This is a genomic window from Capnocytophaga gingivalis ATCC 33624, from assembly GCF_000174755.1.
Taxonomy (GTDB): Bacteria; Bacteroidota; Bacteroidia; order Flavobacteriales; family Flavobacteriaceae; genus Capnocytophaga; species Capnocytophaga gingivalis.
The window spans coordinates 173387-195305 of record NZ_ACLQ01000035.1 but is presented as its reverse complement, the minus strand read 5'-3'; the positions used below and the strand labels follow the sequence as shown (position 1 = coordinate 195305).

General features: G+C 41.0%; 18 protein-coding genes. 8 read left to right on the top strand and 10 right to left on the bottom strand.

Going from position 1 to position 21919, the window contains the following annotated elements; genetic code table 11:
- Positions 1-54 precede the first annotated feature (54 nt).
- Together CAPGI0001_RS12210 and CAPGI0001_RS12205 are read left to right on the top strand one after the other, a co-directional pair.
- Positions 55-1476, top strand: coding sequence for a TolC family protein (locus CAPGI0001_RS12210; protein WP_002670409.1), 1422 nt, complete (start codon positions 55-57; stop codon positions 1474-1476).
- Positions 1477-1561: 85 nt separating this feature from the next.
- The gene (locus CAPGI0001_RS12205; protein ID WP_002670704.1) at positions 1562-2191 is read left to right on the top strand and encodes a murein L,D-transpeptidase catalytic domain-containing protein; all 630 of its coding nucleotides are present in this window, start codon (positions 1562-1564) and stop codon (positions 2189-2191) included.
- Positions 2192-2254: 63 nt separating this feature from the next.
- Here the strand turns inward: CAPGI0001_RS12205 and CAPGI0001_RS12200 are convergent, their stop codons facing one another.
- The 4 genes from CAPGI0001_RS12200 to CAPGI0001_RS12185 all read right to left on the bottom strand — a co-directional run bounded on the left by CAPGI0001_RS12200 (position 2255) and on the right by CAPGI0001_RS12185 (position 7291).
- Positions 2255-2824, bottom strand: a complete 570-nt coding sequence (locus CAPGI0001_RS12200) for a DUF4291 domain-containing protein (RefSeq protein WP_002670495.1) — start codon at positions 2822-2824, stop codon at positions 2255-2257.
- A gap of 37 nt (positions 2825-2861) precedes the next feature.
- Positions 2862-5180: an ATP-dependent helicase gene (locus CAPGI0001_RS12195; RefSeq protein WP_002670718.1), complete on the bottom strand. Its 2319-nt coding sequence runs from the start codon at positions 5178-5180 to the stop codon at positions 2862-2864.
- 115 nt (positions 5181-5295) lie between these two features.
- The gene (gene folE / locus CAPGI0001_RS12190) at positions 5296-5958 is read right to left on the bottom strand and encodes a GTP cyclohydrolase I FolE (RefSeq protein WP_002670425.1); all 663 of its coding nucleotides are present in this window, start codon (positions 5956-5958) and stop codon (positions 5296-5298) included.
- Between the two features lie 112 nt (positions 5959-6070).
- On the bottom strand, positions 6071-7291 hold the full coding sequence (locus CAPGI0001_RS12185) for an HD domain-containing protein (protein ID WP_002670612.1): 1221 nt from the start codon (positions 7289-7291) through the stop codon (positions 6071-6073).
- 208 nt (positions 7292-7499) lie between these two features.
- On the opposite strand from CAPGI0001_RS12185, the gene CAPGI0001_RS12180 reads away from it, so the two are divergent.
- The 4 genes from CAPGI0001_RS12180 to CAPGI0001_RS12165 all read left to right on the top strand — a co-directional run bounded on the left by CAPGI0001_RS12180 (position 7500) and on the right by CAPGI0001_RS12165 (position 14662).
- Positions 7500-8837 (top strand): dihydroorotase, encoded by a 1338-nt coding sequence (locus tag CAPGI0001_RS12180; protein ID WP_040360386.1) that lies wholly within the window; start codon positions 7500-7502, stop codon positions 8835-8837.
- A gap of 63 nt (positions 8838-8900) precedes the next feature.
- Positions 8901-9929, top strand: coding sequence for a ferredoxin--NADP reductase (locus CAPGI0001_RS12175; RefSeq protein WP_002670342.1), 1029 nt, complete (start codon positions 8901-8903; stop codon positions 9927-9929).
- An 11-nt stretch (positions 9930-9940) separates the two neighbouring features.
- Positions 9941-12931 (top strand): tetratricopeptide repeat protein, encoded by a 2991-nt coding sequence (locus CAPGI0001_RS12170; protein ID WP_002670613.1) that lies wholly within the window; start codon positions 9941-9943, stop codon positions 12929-12931.
- Between the two features lie 6 nt (positions 12932-12937).
- On the top strand, positions 12938-14662 hold the full coding sequence (locus tag CAPGI0001_RS12165; RefSeq protein ID WP_002670760.1) for a TonB-dependent receptor: 1725 nt from the start codon (positions 12938-12940) through the stop codon (positions 14660-14662).
- Between the two features lie 76 nt (positions 14663-14738).
- Here CAPGI0001_RS12165 and CAPGI0001_RS12160 read toward each other — a convergent pair whose 3' ends face one another.
- Together CAPGI0001_RS12160 and CAPGI0001_RS12155 are read right to left on the bottom strand one after the other, a co-directional pair.
- Entirely contained in the window at positions 14739-15656 is a 918-nt protein-coding gene (locus CAPGI0001_RS12160; RefSeq protein WP_002670707.1) for a metallophosphatase, read from the bottom strand.
- 4 nt (positions 15657-15660) lie between these two features.
- Entirely contained in the window at positions 15661-16428 is a 768-nt protein-coding gene (locus CAPGI0001_RS12155) for a 5'-nucleotidase C-terminal domain-containing protein (protein WP_002670420.1), read from the bottom strand.
- 77 nt (positions 16429-16505) lie between these two features.
- On the opposite strand from CAPGI0001_RS12155, the gene CAPGI0001_RS12150 reads away from it, so the two are divergent.
- Both CAPGI0001_RS12150 and dapA read left to right on the top strand, forming a co-directional pair.
- The gene (locus tag CAPGI0001_RS12150; protein WP_002670633.1) at positions 16506-17018 is read left to right on the top strand and encodes a DUF6913 domain-containing protein; all 513 of its coding nucleotides are present in this window, start codon (positions 16506-16508) and stop codon (positions 17016-17018) included.
- A 5-nt stretch (positions 17019-17023) separates the two neighbouring features.
- Positions 17024-17896 carry a 4-hydroxy-tetrahydrodipicolinate synthase gene (dapA, locus tag CAPGI0001_RS12145; protein WP_040360410.1) on the top strand — a complete coding sequence of 291 codons (873 nt, stop codon included), beginning with the start codon at positions 17024-17026 and terminating at the stop codon, positions 17894-17896.
- Positions 17897-17901: 5 nt separating this feature from the next.
- On the opposite strand, the gene CAPGI0001_RS12140 is transcribed toward dapA, so the two are convergent.
- The 4 genes from CAPGI0001_RS12140 to CAPGI0001_RS12125 form a co-directional block, all read right to left on the bottom strand.
- A complete protein-coding gene (locus tag CAPGI0001_RS12140; protein ID WP_002670459.1) occupies positions 17902-18834 on the bottom strand; it encodes an aspartate carbamoyltransferase catalytic subunit in 933 nt (310 codons plus the stop codon).
- 32 nt (positions 18835-18866) lie between these two features.
- Entirely contained in the window at positions 18867-19409 is a 543-nt protein-coding gene (gene pyrR, locus CAPGI0001_RS12135; RefSeq protein WP_002670603.1) for a bifunctional pyr operon transcriptional regulator/uracil phosphoribosyltransferase PyrR, read from the bottom strand.
- Positions 19410-19569: 160 nt separating this feature from the next.
- Entirely contained in the window at positions 19570-20085 is a 516-nt protein-coding gene (locus CAPGI0001_RS12130; RefSeq protein ID WP_002670391.1) for a hypothetical protein, read from the bottom strand.
- Positions 20085-21710 carry an OstA-like protein gene (locus CAPGI0001_RS12125; protein WP_002670579.1) on the bottom strand — a complete coding sequence of 542 codons (1626 nt, stop codon included), beginning with the start codon at positions 21708-21710 and terminating at the stop codon, positions 20085-20087. The genes CAPGI0001_RS12130 and CAPGI0001_RS12125 overlap by 1 nt, the downstream gene beginning before the upstream one ends.
- Between the last annotated feature and the right edge of the window lie 209 nt (positions 21711-21919).

Genomic DNA, 21919 nt, shown 5'->3' with positions numbered 1-21919 from the left:
TATAATTTTGCATGCTGAAAAATAAGAAAAGTTATTTACTAAAATAATATAGAAATGAAGTGTATCTATACTGCTATTTTCCTATGTATAACCTCAATAGGACTTGCGCAATCCCTTTCCTTTTCAGAGGCTTTAGACCGTATGCGAGGGGCTAATCAGAAACTCAAAGGAATGGAGAAACAAGCTGAGGCCTCACAATATGGAGAAAAAAGTTACAAGGGCTTGTATCTTCCTCAGTTGAGTATCAATGCAAGCTATACTCGCCTGAGTGATCCTCTTTCTCTGAGCTTTGATAAATACAAAGCTCCCATACAAGCACAGTTAGGGCAGTTGGCCAATGCTATACCAGCACCCTTAAAGCCTACTTTGGGACCTGTATTTGCTCAAATGGCGGGTAGGTTTCAACCACTTTTTGCTCAAGAGTGGCGCTATGAGTTTCAAGAGCAAGATATCTGGCGACTCTCCGCCGATCTCCGTTGGGTAGTCTTTGCTGGAGGGAAAGTACGTGTGGGTAATAAGGTAGGCCAGCTCAATCATGAGATAGCTAAGATAGAAACTCAGAAAACAGAAAATATGCTCATATCAGAACTGGCAGAGCGTTATTTTCAGGTACAACTTGCCCAACAAGCCTTGCAAGTGAGAGAAAAGGCACTGCAAACTGCTGAGCAGCACTATTCTAATGCTCAGAAATTAGAGAAAAATGGCATGGTGGCTCCAGTGGAGACCATGCAGGCCAAGAAAGCTGTTACCGATGCCAAGCGCGAAGTACTTGCCTGCCAGAAGGATATAGAGTTGGCGCAAACAGCCCTTTCCGGTGTGATAGGCGAGGAGACTTCCGCCCTAACCACTCTTTCCTCTCCTCTTTTTGAAGTAGCTCCCTTACAATCTTTGGATTATTATCAGGACTTGGCTAAGAAAAATTTCCCATCCATAGTACAAGCACATCTAAAAAAAGAACTTACAGAGCAGAATATCAAGGCACAGTGGGCGGCTTTCTTGCCTGATGTAGCCCTGATAGGGAAGAAATATCTCTGGTCGAAAAACCTTCCCCTTACTGAACCTGATAATTGGGCAGTAGGTGTAGGACTCCAATGGAATATTTTCAATGGTTTCTCTGATAAGAATAAAGTGGCACAAGCCAAAGCACAACGGGAAAGTGTAGAACAACTTACCGCTCAGGCGGAAAAGTATGTACAGACCTTGGTCAAGAAACATTATACCGAGATAGAAAAGCAGCGTGAACAGCTACAGAGCCTACAGGAGAGCTTAGAGTTTGCCCGTGAATTGGTACGAGTACGCAACCAAGCCTTCTCCGAAGGACTGTCCTCTTCCACCGATGTAGCCGATGCCAACCTATACTTAGCTTCTATTGAAATCAAGTGTTACCAAGCCCTCTTCGAAATGGATAAGGTACTTGCCCAGCTTTTAGAGACTTGCGAGCTTAGCGGGGAATATACTAATTATATGAAGAAATAGGGGTTAGTTACTACAAAAAAGCATTGGAGGTCCTTTGAAAAACTTGGTAATATAAGATAATCTTACTAAATCAATAATGATAAAGATGTTTTTACAAAAAAGGAAAGTAAAGAATAGAAACTTTTTCTTTTATTTAGGATTGTTGTTTTGTATTGCTTGTCAGCAAGGAAAACAAGTGGGAGCTCAAGAATTACCTAAGGATTATACTACTCAGCACTCAATTGCTTTAGCCTATTGTAAGGCTCATAAGATGAATGAAGATTTCTATTTCCTAATTGATTTGAGGTTGCATTCGGGCAAAAATCGGTTCTTTGTATACGACTTCAAGCAGAAAAAAAATCTCTACGAGAAATTAGTTACTCATGGTAGTTGTGATGTGTTTTCCTCCAATCCTGATAAATTTCAAAAAGCCCAATATAGTAATCAAGTCGATAGTCATTGTTCTGCCAAGGGGAAATATAAAATAGGGAACCGTGATTATAGTTCATGGGGGATTAAGGTAAAATATTGGTTAGAAGGGCTGGAAGAGAGTAATAACAATGCACAAAAACGATTGATTGTATTACATTCTTGGGAGGCAGTATCCGATAGTGAGATTTATCCTCATTATAGCCCTTTAAGTTGGGGATGTCCTGCTGTTTCCAATGCTTTTATGGAGCTTTTGGATACTCTACTACAACAAAGTAAGAAACCAGTATTGTTGTGGATTCTTTAGATAATTAAAAAGGCAAAATACCCTCTTCTAATTATAGGTAAATTTCTCTTAGGATGAAGAATTTTATGGGATTATATACTCTTGTTCCTTAGGTAGGAGGTCTTTAGTGAAAGTTCCTTTGTCAATATGTTGCTTTATTCTTTTGACTTCCTCGGTGATATCGGTAATCTTTACAATCCAGTCATTTACATATTTTTCTACAAAGGCTCCTCTGATACCAAGTTGTATAGACCTTCTACCTATTGGTTTTCCATAGATGTCTCTTTCAGGATCCCATTGACATCTTACCAATGAATTTTTGACATCTTCTTTCCATTGTTCTTCTGTGATACCCAAATCAGCTTTATAGGAAGAAAGTACCGATTTTCTAACAATTTCATCAAAGGCTTCTCTTTTGATGTCAATAGCTAAGACTCTTTCTTGATTTTCTTTTTCAGCCCATCCACATCTGTACATCATCCATAGAAAGGAAGGCTTGATCCATGTCATTCTCGTTAAGCTAAAATGTGATCCGAAGGTTCCTAATTTCAGGGCTTCCTCCGCTATCTCAGCGTTATATGCTTGGTATACTCTTATCGTATTATTATCATAGAGTGCATAGATTTTTCTCTCTTCTTGGGTTATATCTTTCATAGTTTTTTGTTTTGATAGAAAAATTCTATAGGTAAGATTAAAGAATTTTAAACTTAGCAAACCGCAATATCAGTGTTTTCTCTCCTCCGTTTTCGAACCGTACTTTTGCTTTGCGGTCAGCACCACTACCTTCTACTTCTATGACAGTTCCTTTTCCAAAGCGCTCATGATCAATGATATTGCCGACGGCTACCTTGGGAATATCACCTGTGGCTATAGGTTTGGCTTGTTCCGGTTTCTGTAGGCGGAGCTTCTTGAGCTGGTCTTCATTAGGCTTTTTGTAGGCAGGCGGAGGGCTGTTGGTAGGTTTCTGTTGGCGCAGTTTGCTCTTGTCCACAGGTGCAAAGGCATCAATATCTACAAGAGGGCGGTAGCGATAGTTGTCCTTAGGGGTAAGGTATTCCAAGTAGCGTTCTTCTATTTCGTCGATAAAGCGACTGGGTTCGGCATCCATCAGCTTACCCCAGCGGTAACGACTTTCGGTATAGGTTAGGTAGGCTTGTTTCTCAGCACGGGTCAGGGCTACATAGAAAAGACGGCGCTCTTCTTCCAGCTCTGTCCGTGTATTCTGGCTCAGCGCAGAAGGGAAGAGATCTTCCTCCATACCTACAATAAAAACATGTGGGAACTCCAATCCTTTGGCCAGGTGTATGGTCATCAGGGATACACGATTTTCGTCCTCCACTTCCTTGTCCATATCTGTAGCCAAGGCTACATCTTGGAGAAATTCGGCTAAGGAATTACCCTCTTCTTCTACCTGTTCTTGTCCTTCTACAAAGTCTCGAATCCCATTGAGAAGCTCTTCTATATTCTGCATGCGCTCTACTCCTTCGGGGGTACCATCTTTCTTGAATTCGTTGAGAATACCGGTACGCTTAGCGATATGTTCGGCAAGGGTAAAAGCATCCTGAGTCTCCATCATGATACGGAAACTGAGAATCATGTTGGCAAACTCCAACAGGCGGACTCGGGTAGCGGAATTGATTTTCAGTCCGTAATCCATTACCTCTAAGTTCTTAATAATCTCAAAAATAGGTAGCTTGAACTCATTGGCACAGAGGGTGAGTTTTTCCATGGTGGTGTCTCCGATACCACGAGCAGGAAAGTTGATCACACGTTGTAGTGCTTCTTCGTCATTTTCATTGATTACCAAGCGGAAATAAGCCAAGATATCCTTGATCTCCTTACGCTGATAGAAGGATAGTCCTCCGTAGATGCGATAAGGAATATCTCGCTTGCGTAGAGCATCTTCTATAGCACGAGATTGCGAATTGGTGCGATAGAGTACTGCAAAATTTCCATAAGGGAGTTGCTCTTGCATAGCACTCTCAAAGATAGTTCCTGCCACAAAGCGTCCCTCATCAGCATCAGTAGGACTACGATGTACCTTGATACGATTTCCACTTTCGTTGTCCGTCCATACGACTTTTTCCAAGCGTGCTTTGTTATGTTCAATAACATTGTTAGCTGCCTCTACTATATTCTTGGTAGAGCGGTAGTTTTGCTCCAAACGGTAGACACCTACATTGGGATAATCTTTTTGGAAGTTAAAAATATTATCAATATTTGCTCCACGGAAGGCATAGATACTTTGAGCATCATCCCCTACCACACAGATATTTTGGAATCTATCGGCAAGAGCGCGTACGATAAGGTATTGAGAGTGGTTGGTGTCCTGATACTCATCTACCAAGATATAGCGAAACCTATGTTGGTACTTAGCTAAAACTTCAGGGAATACATTCAGTAGTTCATTGGTACGTAGTAGCAAATCGTCGAAATCCATAGCCCCTGCCTTGAAACATCTATCTACATAATTGGCATAGATATCCCCTAAGCGAGGGCGCTTAGCCATAGCATCTGCTTCTTGGAGTTCAGGATTTTCATAATAAGCCTTTACAGTGATAAGATTATTCTTATAGGAAGAGATACGAGAGGCTATTTGCTTATACTTGTATACCTCCTTATCCAGCCCCATTTCCTTGATAATAGCCGATATTAAGCGCTGAGAATCTTGCTGGTCATAGATAGTAAAATCCCTTGGAAAGCCCAGCTTACTAGCTTCTTCTCGGAGGATACGTGCAAAAACAGAGTGGAAGGTACCCATCCATAGGTTGCGTGCTTCACTGGGGCCTACGATACGTCCGATACGCTCCTTCATCTCTCTTGCGGCCTTATTGGTAAAGGTAAGGGCTAAGATATTAAAGGGGTCTACTCCCTGTTGTATAAGGTAGGCAATACGGTAGGTCAGTACACGAGTCTTCCCAGAACCGGCACCCGCAATTACCATCACAGCGCCGTCCTTATGCACCACAGGTGCCCGTTGAGCCTCGTTGAGTTCGTTTAAGTAGTTCAATGGAGTTTTGAGTTTTTAATTTTGAGTTTTGAGTTAAGAAATAGATGTATCATGGAAATAGAGTAGTAGATAGTGGAGAATAACTAAAAACTAAGCACTAAAAACTAAAAACTCTCTAATATTTTGTTTCCATCTTAATATACTCCAAGAACTCTTTTCTTACGATGGGATCTTGGAACTTCCCTCCATATTCAGCCGTTACGGTGCTGCTTTCTATATCTCGGATACCACGAGAGTTCACGCAGAGGTGCTTGGCATCAATCACACAAGCTACATCTTCAGTACCGAGGATACGCTGCATTTCTTGAACGATCTGCATGGTAAGGCGTTCCTGTACTTGTGGGCGGCGTGCAAAATAATCCACAATACGGTTCATTTTGGAGAGTCCCAACACTCGCCCATTGGAGATATATCCCACGTGAGCACGGCCTACGATAGGTAGGAAATGGTGTTCGCAAGTGGAGTAGAGGACTATATTTTTTTCTATGAGCATCTCCCCATAGTGATAATTGTTTTCAAATGTAGAAGAACTGGGGCAGCGCTTAGGGTCAAGACCTCCAAAGAGTTCTTTTACATAAGCCTTGGCTACCCTTAGGGGAGTACCCTTGAGGCTATCATCGGTAAGGTCAAGACCAAGTGTTTCCATAATATCAGCCATGGATTTCTCAATACGGGCAATTTTCTCCTCATCAGAAAGAGAAAAAGCATCCGCTCTTAGAGGGGTCTTAGCTGAGGTGCTGATGTGGTTTTCACCTATAAAATCGTCAGAGTGATTCATTTGATTCTTATTTATTCAAGGGGACAAAAATACAAAATAATCATTAATGATTAATCATTAATGATTAATTTTTTATACTCAGATTTTAGAACTTAATTATTGTTGGTATTAATTATTTGAGAGAACATAGATAATACTTGGTTACCTTAGTGGACAGCGCATCTAAGTTCATTTGGTCAGAGGCTTTGGTGACATCTACAATTTTATTGTTCTTAGTATAGATGAGGATATTCTGCTCATCCTTACGGTAGGCAGTATTGGAGATTTCTCCTGTAAAGACGAAATAATGTGCCAAATCTTCCGATATATTCAGCTGTTGGGCAGTCTCTTGTAGGAGTTCCTGTACCTTATCCTTCTCGACAGGGCTTTTGTATAGTTTTACACGTAGCAAATCTCGGTTGAGAATCATTTGGCTAAGCTTGGCTAAGACCCAATCATCTCCATATTGCCATTCCTTGAGTCCAGAGATAATATCATAATCGTCCAATTGCGCAAAGAGGTGTAGTGCATGGCGATCAAAGGTTTCTTTGGTGATGTGATTCTCAACAAAGAAGCGCAGAGCCGTGGTCATGGGAAGTTTTTTACCTTGTTGGGTAAGTTCCTTTACACGAGCTAAGATTCGAATAAGGACAAACTCCGCACCTATACTTGTCTTGTGCAGATATACTTGCCAATACATTAGTCGGCGAGCGACTAAAAACTCTTCTATGGAGTAGATTCCTTTTTCCTCAACAATCAGTGTGTCATCCTTCACGGTGAGCATCGCGATGATACGCTGAGAGTTGATATTGCCCTCACTCACCCCTGAGTAGAAACTATCTCGCTTGAGATAATCCAATCTGTCCATATCCAGCTGACTGGATATGAGTTGGTTCATGAATTGTTTGTGATATTTTTTTTGAAAAATTTCAATAGCAATGGAGAGCTTTCCCTCAAACTGGCGATTGAGCTCCTCCATGAAAGCTAAGGAAATCTCCTCATGGGAAATTCCCTCTACGATACTATGTTCCATAGCATGAGAGAAAGGGCCATGACCTATATCATGTAGGAGAATGGCGATGTATAATCCTTCTTCCTCCTCAGGGGTGATTTCCACCTGCTTATAGCGGAGGGTCTGTATGGCCTGCTGCATAAGATACATACAGCCTAAGGCGTGATGGAAGCGTGTATGCCGAGCGCCAGGATAGACCAAATAGGAAAGTCCCATCTGAGAAATGCGGCAAAGCCTCTGAAAATAAGGGTGTTCTATGAGGTCGAGGATAAATTCATTGGGAATATGAATAAACCCATATACAGGGTCATTTACTATTTTAAGTTTGTTGCGTGATTTCATTTTTTAAGTTTTAACCCTCTCTTTGTTGGGTGTCAGGGGTAATAGAGAGGCGCTTAAGTTGCCTTTTTAAGTGCAAAGATACGAAATAATGATTAATGAGTGATAAAAAATGATTAATTTTTTGTTTTTCTCTTTTCTTTTCTCACTTTAATATGTATCTTTGCATCGCCGTTGTCTCTGTCGGATAACGGTTAAAATCCTGACAATGATGAAAACACTGCTAAAAAATGGCAAACTTATCTCAGATAATCGTATTCAAGAAGCAGACTTACTTATTGAAAACGAGCGTATTGCAAAAATAGCGACGGATATATCTGCTAAGGAAGCCCATCGGGTGATCGATCTGGAGGGAATGCTTGTGCTTCCAGGAGTTATTGATGATCAAGTACATTTCCGAGAGCCAGGTCTTACTCACAAGGCTACTATTGCCACAGAAAGCGCCGCTGCCGTGGCTGGAGGGACAACCACTTTCTTTGACCAACCCAATACAATTCCTCAGGCAACTACTATTGCTGCTTTGGAGGACAAGTTTGCCATCGCAGCTCGTACTTCTTTGGCCAACTTCTCCTTTCTCTTGGGGGGTACGAATGATAATATAGAAGAACTCAAGCATATTAATCCTAAAAATACTGCAGGAGTAAAACTATTTTTAGGTTCTTCCACGGGGAATATGTTAGTGGATAATGAAAAAACAATCGAAACGATATTTAGAAATGTATCTACCCTGATTGCTGCTCACTGTGAGGACGAGCAGACCATTCGTCAGAACTTAGCTCATTATTTATCCCTTTATGGACCGGAGATTCCTGTAGCATGTCACCCTCTGATTCGCAGTGCAGAGGCTTGTTATCTCTCCTCCTCACGAGCGATTGCTTTGGCTCGGCAGACAGGAGCAAGATTTCATGTTTTTCATCTCTCTACAGCCAAGGAAACTGAGCTGTTGGACAATACCTTGCCGCTCTCTCAGAAGAAAATCACCGCAGAGGCATGTATCCATCACTTGTGGTTCACCGATAAGGATTACCAAGAAAAAGGAGTGCTGATCAAATGGAATCCAGCGGTAAAGACCGAGCAGGATCGAGAAGGAATCTGGCAAGCTCTCTTAGACAACCGTATCGATGTGATTGCCACTGACCACGCTCCCCATACACTGGAGGAGAAGGGACAGAAGGAATACCAGAAAATCCCTTCGGGAGCTCCCTTAGTACAACATGCCTTAGTGGCAGCCCTGACCATGTTTGCCAAAAGGGGAATTCCTTTGGAGCGATTGGTGGAGAAAATGTGTCACAATCCTGCCATACTTTTTAGAATACAAGAGAGAGGGTTTCTCCGAGAAGGCTATTATGCCGATATCGCCTGTGTATCAGAGCACACTCCTTGGCAAGTTTCTAAGGATAACATCCTTTACAAATGTGGCTGGTCTCCTTTGGAGGGAACTACCTTTGATTACAAAGTGGCATATACCTTTGTCAATGGGCATTTGGCCTATGAGAAGGGAACGCTCCATCTGGAGGAAAAAGGACAAAGAGTGCTATTTAATGATTAATGCCAGTAATGATTAGTTCTCTTCATATGGCTATCATTGACAATTAACGATTAACAATTAAGAATGAAATCAGTATCCTTAGCCGTCTCTCAGATAGAGAGAGTTACCGCGGATTCGGTTAAAATATCTTTTGTAATCCCTCAAGAATTGAAGTTTTCCTTTGATTTCTTTGCAGGGCAATATATTTCTTTAGAAAAAGAAATAGAAGGGAAGCTTGTACGCCGTGCCTATTCTATCTGTTCATCTCCTTATGAAGATGTTATCAGTGTGGCTATCAAGCAGATACCCAATGGTCTGTTCTCTACTTATGCTTGTGAGCAGTTACAAGTAGGAGACCTCTTGGAGGTATTCCCTCCAGAAGGAAAGTTTGCCTACATTCCTGAAATTTCTCCAGAGAACTTAGGCCTTTTTGCGGCTGGGAGTGGGATTACTCCTATGCTAAGTATCATCAAGGTAGCCTTGGAGAGAACCACTTGTAAGATTCTTCTTGTCTATGGCAACAGGACTCCTCAGACGACCATGTTTGCCCCTGAGATTGAACAACTCCACAAACAATATCCTGATAGGTTCTTTGTGCAGTATGTATATAGCAAATCCCATGAGAAAAATGCGCTTTTTGGACATATAGATCCCGCCATGGTACACCATTTGCTTGAGAGTAAGTACCAGGAGGTGGACTTTGGTCGCTTCTACATCTGTGGGCCACAGCTGATGGTTGAGGCCGTTCGCGATGAGCTCCAGAAGAATTATGAGAAAAAGAAAATCCATACAGAACTCTTTACCGTAACTGAAGCTCCTAAGAAAGAGTATAAGGGAACAGCAGAGATTACTGTTCGCTTAGGCGGAAAGGAACAGATCCTTACAATAGAACGAAAGCCAACAATTCTGAGTGAATTGTTGTCCAAAGGCTTCGATGTCTCTTACTCCTGCCTTACAGGAGCATGTAGCAGTTGTATAGGCAAGGTAACAGAAGGTAGCGCCGAGATGGATAACAATCAGGTACTCTCCCAAGAAGAAGTAGAGAAGGGGATGATACTCACCTGTCAGGCACATCCTACTTCTTCGCATATCAAAGTAGAATATAATTATTAAAAATGTAGATTATGAAATATAAATTCGTTTCAGCCTTAACCATAGCACTCCTCTCACAGCTGTCTTGGGGGCAGAGCACGGCTCAGTATACCCATGAGAGCAAAACGCTACAAAAGGCACTTTCTCTGTATTATCAGAAGCAATACAAGGCCTCGTCTCACTTTTTTAGAAAAGAGTTACGACGAGCGACCACACAAGCCCAGAAGGAGCAGTGTAGCTACTATATAGCCTCAGCAGCCTTGCAAGGGCGCCAAACAGGAGGCGATGTACTTATGCAACAATACCTAAAGGACTATCCCACTTCTCCCTATGCTACTCATGCCAATTTCGAGATGGGGAATTACTATTTTGACAAAGGGGATACCAAGACTGCCATAGCTTGGTACGACAAAGTACAGATTCCTACTCTCTCTGCAGAACAGCATGAGAAGTTCAACTTCCAATATGGATATGCCCTCTTTGCTCATGGAGACAAGGAGACAGCACAGCAATACCTTTCCCAAGTGAAGGACTCCAAAGAGTATGGCAAGAAGGCTGCTTATTACTTGGGCTATATTGCCTATGATGCAGATGATTACCAGCAGGCCAATCAGTTTTTTCAACAGGTAGAACAGGAAAAGGAGCTGAGCAAAAACCTCTCTTACTATCAGGCAGATATGAACTTCAAACAAGGAAACTTCCAAAAAGCCTTGGAGGAAGGATTACACCAGTTAGAAAAAACCAATAATCCCCAGTACCGTTCCGAGATTAACAAGATCATAGGGGAGAGTTACTTTAACCTCAAACAATATACTAAGGCGATTCCTTATCTGGAGGCTTACAAAGGAAAGAATGGCACCTATACCGATACAGATTTGTATTACTTAGGTTTTGCTTATTACCAACAGGGCGATTACCAAAAGGCAATAGGTCAGTTCAATAGAATTATCAATGGCAAAAATCAGGTAGCTCAAAATGCCTACTATCACTTAGCTCAATGTTATCTTAAAACAGGGCAGAAACAGCAGGCACTCAATGCTTTTCGTAATGCTTATCAGATGAATTTCTCGTCTGAGATTAAGAAAGATGCTCATCTGAACTATGCGCGCTTGAGCTATGAAGTAGGGAATGCCTATGAGTCCACTCCTACCGTAATACAAGCATATATAGATACTTATCCTAATGACCATACACAGGAACTTAAGGAGTTGTTATTGGATTCTTACATCACCTCAGGGAACTTCCCTTCGGCACTGAATATGTTGGAGAAATCCACTTCTCCTGATCCAAAAATCTATCAGCAGGTTGCCTTCTTATATGCTCTGCAACTCTATGGGGATGGCAATTTTAAGGAAGCACTTCCTTATTTTCAAAAGGCTAAAAATAGTAAAGCACAATCTCAGGTACAAGCAAGAGCTACTTATTGGTCAGGGGAAACCCACTATCAGCTACATGAATACCCAGAAGCACAGAGGGATTTTTCAGCATTCTTAGCTCTTAAGGAAACGACTCTTGCGGAATATCCCAATGCACTCTATGGCTTAGGGTATGCTCTGTTTAATCAGAAAAAATATGTAGAGGCTGCTGAGTATTTCTCTAAGTATATACAGACACAACCAGAGGCTTCTCGCCTTGCCGATGCCAATTTGCGTTTAGGTGATAGTTACTTTGCCGCTGGTAAGTATTGGCCTGCTATGGAAGCCTATGATAAGGTCATTACAGCCAATGTGAGCAATACCGATTATGCTGCTTTCCAGAAAGCGATTAGCTATGGTATAGTAGATAGGGTACCTAAGAAGATAGAAGCTCTCAATGCCTTTATCACCCATTATCCTAAGTCCAACCTCAGAGAGGATGCCATCTATGAACTGGCCAATACTTATGTAGGACAGGGGAAAATGGAAAAAGCCTCAGAACTCTATGAGATGTTACAGTCTCAGTATCAAGAAGGTACCTACACTGCTCGTGCTATGCTTCGTGAAGGACTGATGCTCTATAACAAGAATGAAAATCAAAAAGCATTGGCTATTTTCAAGAAGATTACTCAGAAATATCCTTCTTCGCCTGAGGCTATGCAGGCGGTCAGCTCGGCTAAGAATATCTATGCTGAGATGGGGAAGATGGAGGAATATGCCGCTTGGGCTAAGGCCTTGGGCTATGTGAAGGTATCCGATAGCGAAATAGACAGTGCCGCTTTCGATGCAGCCGAACGCCTATATGTTCAGAATAAAAAGCAAGAGGCTAAAGTAGCACTTGAGAAATATCTTAAGGATTATCCTAAGGGAACAGGGGCCTCTCAAGCAGAGTTTTATCTAGCACAAATATACTTTGATGAAAATCAAAAAGATAAGGCATTGCCACTCTATGAGAAAGTCTTAGCTCAAGGGCGTAATGAATACTCAGAACAGGTGTTAGTAAGGCTCAGTAATATATACTTGGAGAAAGAGGACACAGATAAAGTACTTCCTCTACTCGAAGAGATAGAGAAGACTTCTTCGGTGGCACAAAATCTCATTTTTGCACGCTCGAACCTGATGAAGGCCTTCTATAAGAAGAAGGAACATGCCAAAGCTATAGTGTATGCTAAGAAAATATTGGCAGAGAAAGGTGCTGATAACCGCCTAAAGAATGATGCTCGTGTAATCATGGCACGTGCTTATATGGCTACTGGAGATGAAGCTGAAGCCGAAAAACAATATGCAGAGGTGCGCAAAACTGCCTCCGATGCCCTCATGGCAGAAGCTCTCTATTATGATGCCTATTTTAAGAACAAAGCTGGGCAATATAAAAAATCAAATGAAGTAGTCCAAAAATTGGCTAAGGAGTACGGAGGTTATAAGGAGTTCTCTGCTAAGGGATTGATAGTTATGGCTAAGAACTTCTATGGACTTAAGGATCTCTATCAGGCTAACTACATTCTCAACAGTGTATTAGAGAATTTTAAAAACGATCCAGAGATTACCGCTCAGGCCAAGGAGGCTTTGGCTGAGATAAAAGCAAATGAAAAAAAATCTAATAAATAATTGATAATGAGTAAAATATATAATATATCTTTGATGGCATTTTCTCTCTTTGCCTTTGGGGGATATGCTCAGGTAAAGGACAAGGATAAGCTGGAAACTATATCTGTGGATATTGTAAAACCTTATACTCCAACTATAGCCGATGTACATAAGGATAGGGAAGAGACTCCTAAGAAGGATTCTGTTACAGTAGCCAAGAAAAAGGTGACCTATACAACACACTCAGTACCAGTGGCTTCTACCTTTGTCCCAGAGAAAGGAAAGGCGGTACGCATGTCGGTATCGTCTGTACGGGATACCTTATACCAGTCCTATGCAGCACTTGGCTTGGGGAACTATGCGACACTTTTTGCCGATGCCTTTGTGGCTCTACCTATCAGTGATACGGACGATTTTCTTGTGGACTTCAACCATCATTCCTCCCGTGGAGATGTCAAAGGGATTACTTTGGATAACAATTTTGCCAATACCCAACTCCAAGCAGGGTATCATTCTCTACAGAAGGAATATCAGTGGGGGCTATCGGCCAATGTACAACACCGTATGCTACATTGGTATGGGGTAGAGGATGTTAGTCTTTTGCCTATAAGTGGCTCTCTCAAACAGAGTTACCTCGATGGAGGACTTAGTGGAATGCTAACCCTAAGCAAGGGGGCATTCGAGGGCTTGGATTTCTTTGTACAAGGGATGAAGGACGACTTCAAAAGTTCTGAACTGCATCTGAACCTACGCCCCTCTATGAGGTTTGCCCTCAAGGAAGGACAGACTATTCGTCTGAAAGCAGAAGCAGACTTCCTCCAAGGCTCTTTCGATAGGGGCTTTTCCACCACCGAAGGAGTATTCTATAAGTCGGCACTTTTAGGGTTAAGACCTTCTTATACCTATGCGACAAAAGAATTCTCTCTGAGAGTGGGGCTGGGAGGATATTATGCTAAAGAGAATGATAACAGCGGAGATAAGTTCCGAATTTTTCCAGATTTAGAATTTTCTTATGATCCTCAAGGGAAAGGCGTGGTATGGTATGGAGGGATTACAGGGGATCTCAAGCAGGTTACCTATAGAGAGCAGAGTGTAGAGAATCCCTATATTTCCCCAACTCAAGAGCTACACCCTACCTATACTCCTTATGACATCTTTGCAGGAGTCAGAGGGCGTGCGTTCAAAAGCTTTTCGTATGATGTAAAGGCTTTCTATACTCGAATAGAACAAATGCCGCTTTTCCGAGCTAATGAAAAGTATACTTTGACCACTCGCTTGCCTTATCACTATGATAATACCTACCGCATTCTCTACCAAGATGCTATGTCCTTCGGAGCTAAGGCTTCCCTACTTGGAAAACTCTCTGAAAAATTCAGTATGGATTGGACTCTTAAGATAGCTACTTACTCTTTTGATGAAACAGACCAAGAGGCATGGAACTTACCACTCTTTACTTCTTCTTTTTCAGTACTTTATCAAGTACTTCCGCAGTGGAATATAGGAGCATCATTCTTCTATGTAGGAGAGAGAAAAGATATAAAGCACCCTTTGGCGGCACAACCTGTAGAAGAGGTAACAATGAACGGTTTCTTTGATCTGAATTTCTCTACAGATTATACCTTCCTGAAGCGATGGACGGCTTTTGCCTCTTTGCACAATGTCACAGGAGATAACTACCTACGCTGGTCTACCTATCCTGTACAAGGATTCCAATTCCTAATAGGAATGAAGTATCGATTCAATGTAAAGTAAAATATCAGCAGAATAACAAAAAAAGGCAATTCAAGATGTTCCATCCATGAATTGCCTTTTTCTTTTAGTACCTTAGTTATACCAAAATCTGAGTACCACTACTGGTAATCTTATTGTCCAAATAGAAATCAATACGGCCTAAATTGATTCCATAACACCCTACTTGATTGACAAGAATCTCTCGGTTGCTTTTGTTTTTGACAATTGTAGGTTCACCAAGGAAAGTATGCGTATGTCCTCCTATGATAAGGTCGGTGTTATAGGTTCTTTTAGCGATAGTGATATCACATACTTTATCTGTACGATATTGATAACCAAGATGAGAAAGACAGATAATAATATCACACTTCTCATTTTTCTTGAGCTTATTTTCCATATCAATAGCCAGTTCTATAGGATCGAGATACTTAGTTTCTCGGTAATTTTCTTTGGTAACCAATCCTTTGAGCTCTACTCCTAAGCCATAGACTCCGACACGTACTTCATCTACTACAAATACTTTGTAAGGTTTAGCCTTTCCTTCCAAAATAGTATCTTTGAAGTCATAATTGGAGTTGATAAAATCAAACTTGGCATGGGGGAGTTGCGAGAGCAATCCCTCTAAACCATTATCGAAATCGTGATTACCAAAAGTAGCAGCATCATACTTGAGCATGGACATAAGGCGAAACTCTAATTCGCCTCCATAGTAGTTGAAGTAAGGAGTACCTTGGAAGATATCCCCTGCATCAAAAAGTAGGGTGTTGGGGTTCTCCTTGCGTACTTGATTTATCAAGACTGCACGGCGAGCTACTCCTCCCTTGTCAGGGTAGTGAGGGTCATCCACAGGCAACGGGTCTATATGGCTATGAGTATCATTCGTATGAAGGATAGTGATATGTTTTCTATAATTTTTGGCAGGAATTTCTTTCTTGCCAAGAGCAAAAGAAATCCCTCCCATTCCTAGCAAGAGTGCACCAGCGCCTATATTTTTTACAAAATTACGTCTTTCCATAAGTTTATTTTTTTAATCTAAATCGCTCATCAGTTTTGAAATCCAAAGTATCTGTTTTTCTAAGGAAATCAATGATGGCATCTCTTGAAGTATAGTCAATATTGGTGACACTTAGTGCATCCTTGAAAAAGTTCATTTTGTCACCTCCGTTGTAAAGGTAGTCAAAGGTACATACAAAGTAACGTTTTTTACGTTGCACAGGCTTTTTATTGATAAGAAAGCTTACCACCTCACCTCGCTTATTGATAGTCAGTTGTACTTGCTTGGAAAGGGGATGAGGAAACTTACTTTCTACTAAATATTTGGCCATGTTGTAGAGCATATCCCCAGTGAGTTCCACTACGACTAACTGATTTTCAAAAGGCATGATTTGGAATACCTGACGGATGGTAATATCTCCCTGAGGGACTTCAGTTCGGATTCCTCCCCAATTGAACATAGCAAAGTCAATATGTTTCTTTCTCTTTTTGAGAAAATAAGAATCAGCTTGTTCACACTGGGAGTCAGCAAAGAAATTTCCTATAGGCATATTCATTACCTCTGGGTCAATGACTTTGAGCATGGGAGTCTTATTGTAGGAAAGTACTTTGTCCAAATATTTGTTCAGATGATAACGGAAAGGGGATAGATAATCCTTAATCTGCTCATCCTCTTCGGCATCCTTGGTAATCTGGAGCTGCTCTCCATCGATAGCTTGCGGAAAGTAACCGTTTGATTTACAAGATGATAAAAATGCAGATAGGAGGAATAATCTTAAAAGAAAATTTTTCATGTAAAATGTTTTAGTTTCAGCGTGCAAAATTAATAAATATTCATTAAATTTGCAGTGAAATCCTTAGAAAAATTATTTTGAAAATATTTAAGAATATAGCAATCAAGAATAGGATTCGGAAGAATCTTAGAAATAGAGCTAATTATCTAAATGGTAATAAGTTACAAATTGCTCGTATAGGTTGTATCGTCGATATAGAGCAGGTAGCGAAGGTAGATTTCTTGAAAGATTTCATCAAAGGATATGGTATCAATTCTGAAAACTATGTGATTTTGGGTTATGAAGAAAAGGGAACTGATATTCAAATAGAAGGGATTCCACTATTCTCTTGGCAGGATATTAATTATTCGGGAAATATACGTAACTATCATGCTGATAGGCTGTGGGAACTGGAGTATGATTTGCTAATCAATGCTTTTTCCACTCCTAAGTTGCCACTTCTCTTGCTCTCTTCGGGAGTAAAGGCTAAACTACGTATAGGAGTCAGTGGGATAGATCCTGCTTTTAATGATATTATCATTGATACTCCCTTAGAGTCTGGGACTATTTTTATCCAAGAAGCAAAAAAACTGATAAACACACTACAATGAAAACAATGAAAATGTTACAGGGTACAGGGGTAGCTCTTATTACCCCCTTTAAGGCAGACAAGTCTGTCGATGTACAAGCACTTGAACAATTGGTACATTATCAAATAGATAATGGGATTGATTACTTAGTGGTCTTAGGTACCACTGCGGAGACCCCCACTCTTTCGGCAGAAGAGAAAGAGTTGGTCAAACAAACTGTAAAGAAAGCCAATGCTGGGCGACTTCCTATGGTACTTGGGGTAGGAGGGAACAATACTCAGGCACTTATAGAACAAGTACAAGAAGTATCTCCAGAGGATTATGTGGCGATACTTTCAGTCTCTCCCTATTATAACAAGCCTTCTCAAGAGGGTATCTTTCAGCACTATAAAGCCTTGGCACAAGCCTCCCGTGTGCCTATCATGCTCTACAATGTGCCCTCTCGTACTGGAAGTAATATAGACTATCATACTACACTGCGATTGGCCAAGGAAGTGCCTAATATTATAGGGATTAAGGAAGCTTCGGGTAATATAGTCCAGATTATGCACCTTTTGCAAGGGCGTCCTGAAGGCTTTTTGGTTATCTCAGGCGATGATGCCACAGCCCTCCCTACCGTACTCTTGGGAGGGGATGGTACCATTTCAGTATTGGGACAGGCTTTTCCTAAGCGCTATAGTCAAATGATACGTCAGGGTTTGGAGGAAAATTGTAAGGAGGCTAACACTATTCAGTATCAGCTCTTAGAAGCGATGGAGCTAATTTTCAAAGAAGGAAACCCTGTAGGAATCAAGGCGCTCCTATCTCTCTTGGGAATAGGTTCTCCTGAGGTACGCCTGCCCTTATGCACAGCCTCTGACTCTCTACAACAACAATTGAGAGCGTTCTTACAAAAATAAAAAATCTACTGCATCTTAATCTGTGAGGCCAATAGGTAGATGACAGCCATGCGAATAGCCACCCCGTTTTCTACTTGATCAAGGATAATGGATTGTGGGCTGTCGGCTACTTCACTGGTGATCTCTACCCCTCGGTTGATGGGGCCTGGGTGCATGATGACTATTTCCTTGCCCAAGGAATCTAGGATTTCTTGGGTAAGTCCGTATTGTTGCACATATTCGCGAGTAGAAGGAAAGTAAGGAATATCCAAACGTTCATTCTGAATACGTAGCATATTGGCAACATCGCACCATTGCAGCGCCTTTCTAAGATCTGTCTCTACCTGTACACCCAATTCATGTATATATTTAGGAATAAGTGTTTTAGGGCCACATATAGCTACTTCAGCACCCTGCTTGTGTAGGGCAAAGATATTGGAAAGGGCTACCCTGGAGTGTAGAATATCTCCTACAATAACTACTTTTTTTCCTTTTACACTTCCTAAGCGCTCACGAATGGAATAGGAATCCAAGAGAGCTTGAGTAGGGTGTTCATGAGCACCATCTCCAGCATTGACGATGGGGACTTTTACATGTTGGGAGAGGAAAACCCCAGCCCCAGGGTTGGGATGACGCATCACCACCATATCTACTTTCATGGCCAAGATATTATTGACAGTATCGATGAGTGTTTCTCCCTTTTTTACAGAAGATTGTGCCGCAGAAAAGTTGATCACATCGGCAGAAAGTCTCTTTTCAGCCAGTTCAAAGGACAGGCGTGTACGGGTACTATTCTCAAAAAACAAATTGGCAATAGTGATATCCCTTAGGGAAGGAACTTTCTTGATAGGGCGGTTGATGACCTCCTTGAACTGATCAGCAGTGGTGAAGATAAGTTCTATATCTTCAGCAGTGAGGTACTTGATACCTAATAGGTGGTTGACACTTAGTTGATTCATTGTGATGTTTTTTAGATTGTGATGTGGTGGGATTATACTTTTTCTATGAGGTAGACAGCATCCTCATTGTCTTGTTCTTTCCAATATACTACCACCCGTTCCTTGTTGATAGCATCTACAGCCTTGCCTATATAGTCTGGCTGTATGGGGAGATCTCGACTAAAGCGTCGATCTATCAGTACCAAGAGCTCCACTTTGCTGGGGCGTCCAAAGGATTGTAAGGCTGTAAGTGCTGCGCGGATACTGCGCCCTGTATAGAGCACATCGTCTATGAAGACTACTTTTTTATCCTCGACCAAGAAAGGAATATCAGTGGTATTAGCTGTCAAAGGCTTTTCTCCACGGCGGAAATCATCTCGGAAAAAGGTGATATCTAAGGTTCCATATTGTATTCCCTTTGCACCATATTCTTCCTCAAGCATCTTCACTAAGCGCTGGGCAAGTAACACTCCACGGGGCTGTATACCTATGATTACTGTATCGGAGAAGTCCAAATGGTTCTCTATCAGCTGACAGGCTAAGCGGTGCAGAATCACATCTAATTCTCTACTGCTGAGTAATTGTTTTCTTTCCATGTTAGGTTTCAGGTGTTATTCGTTATCAAACATTTATATACTTTCACGAACAGATAGTTCGTGCTTACTATCAATAGAGCTTGCGCTTTTATAAGGAGCTAAAAAATTCCCCTTATGATAAGCGACAGTTGCAAACTTGCACCAGTGAAGATACTAATTATTATTTGTTTCGTATAAAAAACACTTCTCTTTCCTGCTCTTTGCGGATGAAAAACAAAGCAAAAGAAAAGGTATCTATTACTACACTAAAGGCTTTATTTTTCAATAATTGTTTGTAAAAAATCTCATTTTCCCTCTGGTGAGGTGCAACCATTACCAATAGACTATCATTGTGCATCTGTGAGAGTAATTCCTTCGCACAAGGAAATTCTTTGCATTGATAGAGCAATAGAAGATCCTTCTCCTTGGAGGTCTCCTCTGTGTTATCTATAGGGAACAAGGAGGAAAAATCCGCTATGTCAGTATATATTTTCAGACTTTTAGGCTTTAGGTACGCTATAAGTCGCAATAAGAACTGTCCTTTTCTTTTTGAAATTCCTTTGGGATAATGCTTACAAGGAATTTTTTGAGTATTATAGAAGCACTGAGTAACCAATCGGTATACAAAGGGAGAGTGTACCCCATGCTGATTGGTAGACTTCCATAAAAAAAGCAAATATTTTTTCCAAAGCGCCATTAGTTACCTATCTTTGGTTGTAATTTTTCTTCAATCAGATCTATCTCTTCGGATTTTATACCGCGGATAGGGACGAGTTGAATATTCTTCTCCTCTTCAGGGAAAATATCTTCTTTGCTTTTGAGCATCTCATCTCCACGCCAATTAAAATTGGGGAAGAGGAGCTCTTTCTTACTAATTTTGTCTTCAGGATAGATAGCCCCATCCACATCCTTGTAGAAAGTAATGGTCTCTATCTGCTGAGTAGGAGCGAAATCTATACGGATTTGGCTACATTTGGACTTGTTGATTCCCACCAGGGAGTGCTCATCATTGTAGGCATAATAGATAACCTCCGTATTCTGATATAGATTGACGTTGTTTAGTTTGTTTTCCTTGAATTTTCCTTTTAGGAGTTTTCCTTTTACTTGATTAAAGCCCGTGCCCAGTGTATCTTTTTCTATGAGGAAAGCATTGTCAAAGACCCTCAGGGAGTCCAATTTTTCCGTTTGCTTATTGGCTAAAATATGGATATTATCTCCTGTCATCTGGCTTTTTCCACTCCATACAATAGGATTTCGGATCATGCGAGTAAGTCCTGTAATCTGACTTGAGTGTATGGAATCACATTTTCCTTGTATATCAGTTTTGTAGATACGAGCCCCTGTATAGGCACGAATGATACGCGATCCAGTCTTTCCAGTGACCAAAATCTTTTTAGCATGAATGTAGATGGAGTCTTTACCCTTTTCTACCTCACTGATTACCAGTGCTTTTTTTGTAATATACATGGAATCCTGAGCCTTGTAAACTTCCCCATAATGTCCTTTGACAAGGGTCTTATTCAGCGTATCCCTGATGATCAGATTGTTAGTCCCTGATGCAAAACTCTTAAACCGATCGAAGTAGAGGCTATCCCCTGTGAGTATTTTGTTATCATAATCTATACGGGCATGATCCATGAAGTAACCTTTCTCTGTCTTGGAATCATAATAGCCTTTCTCACCATAGGCTACGTATTCTTTTCCAGTGATGGTGGTAGGTCCAAACATATAGATATGTCCTGTAGCATGGTAATAATCCAAGGTAAGCGAGTTTACCACAAAGTCTGCATTGGTGATTTTCACTTGTGTGGTGAATTGACTTTTCTTAGGCCCCACGAAGTAGCGCCCCTCCTTGCTGGTGAGTACATTCTCTTCATCGAAGATTTTGCCATAGTTAAGGTAATAAGCCTGTTGGGTATTGCGGTCGAAGAACAGTTCTTGTGTCTCAAGGGTCATTTTTTCATTGCGGAGCTTTACATTCTCTTTGGCAATAGCCACTTTGGTATCCCCATTGTATTCTATAAATTCACTATTCATTTTTAAGGAATCCCCCTGTTGGATAAAGACCTCACCGAAAGCTTTCACCTGATTGGTTTTCTGGTAGAGGACGGCCACATCGCACCAAATATCCATTCCCTGATGGCGGAACTGTACCTTGCGTTCCTGATCAGAATTGAAGATTGTCGCTCCAGGGTACTTATCATTGTCAATAGTAAGTGTACCGGCATAGACAATCTCAATCTTCTTAGAAGGATTCTCTTGAGCAAAGGTCGCATGTAATAAAAGAAAAAAGGTAATAAATAGATAATATATCTTTTGCATAAAGGGTTTGTCCTAATATAAGAATTTTTTGCAAAGATACATATTTAAGTGAAAAGTGAAAAGTGAAAAGTGAAAAAAATTGTTCTATTCTAAAGCTTGTATTTTATAAGAGGTTTTTTTGTATTTCAACTTTTTATTTGTCTTATAGTAATGAAAAAAGAGGCTGCTAAAAAATTGGATAACTTCTCATAAAAAAGGCTACCCGAAAG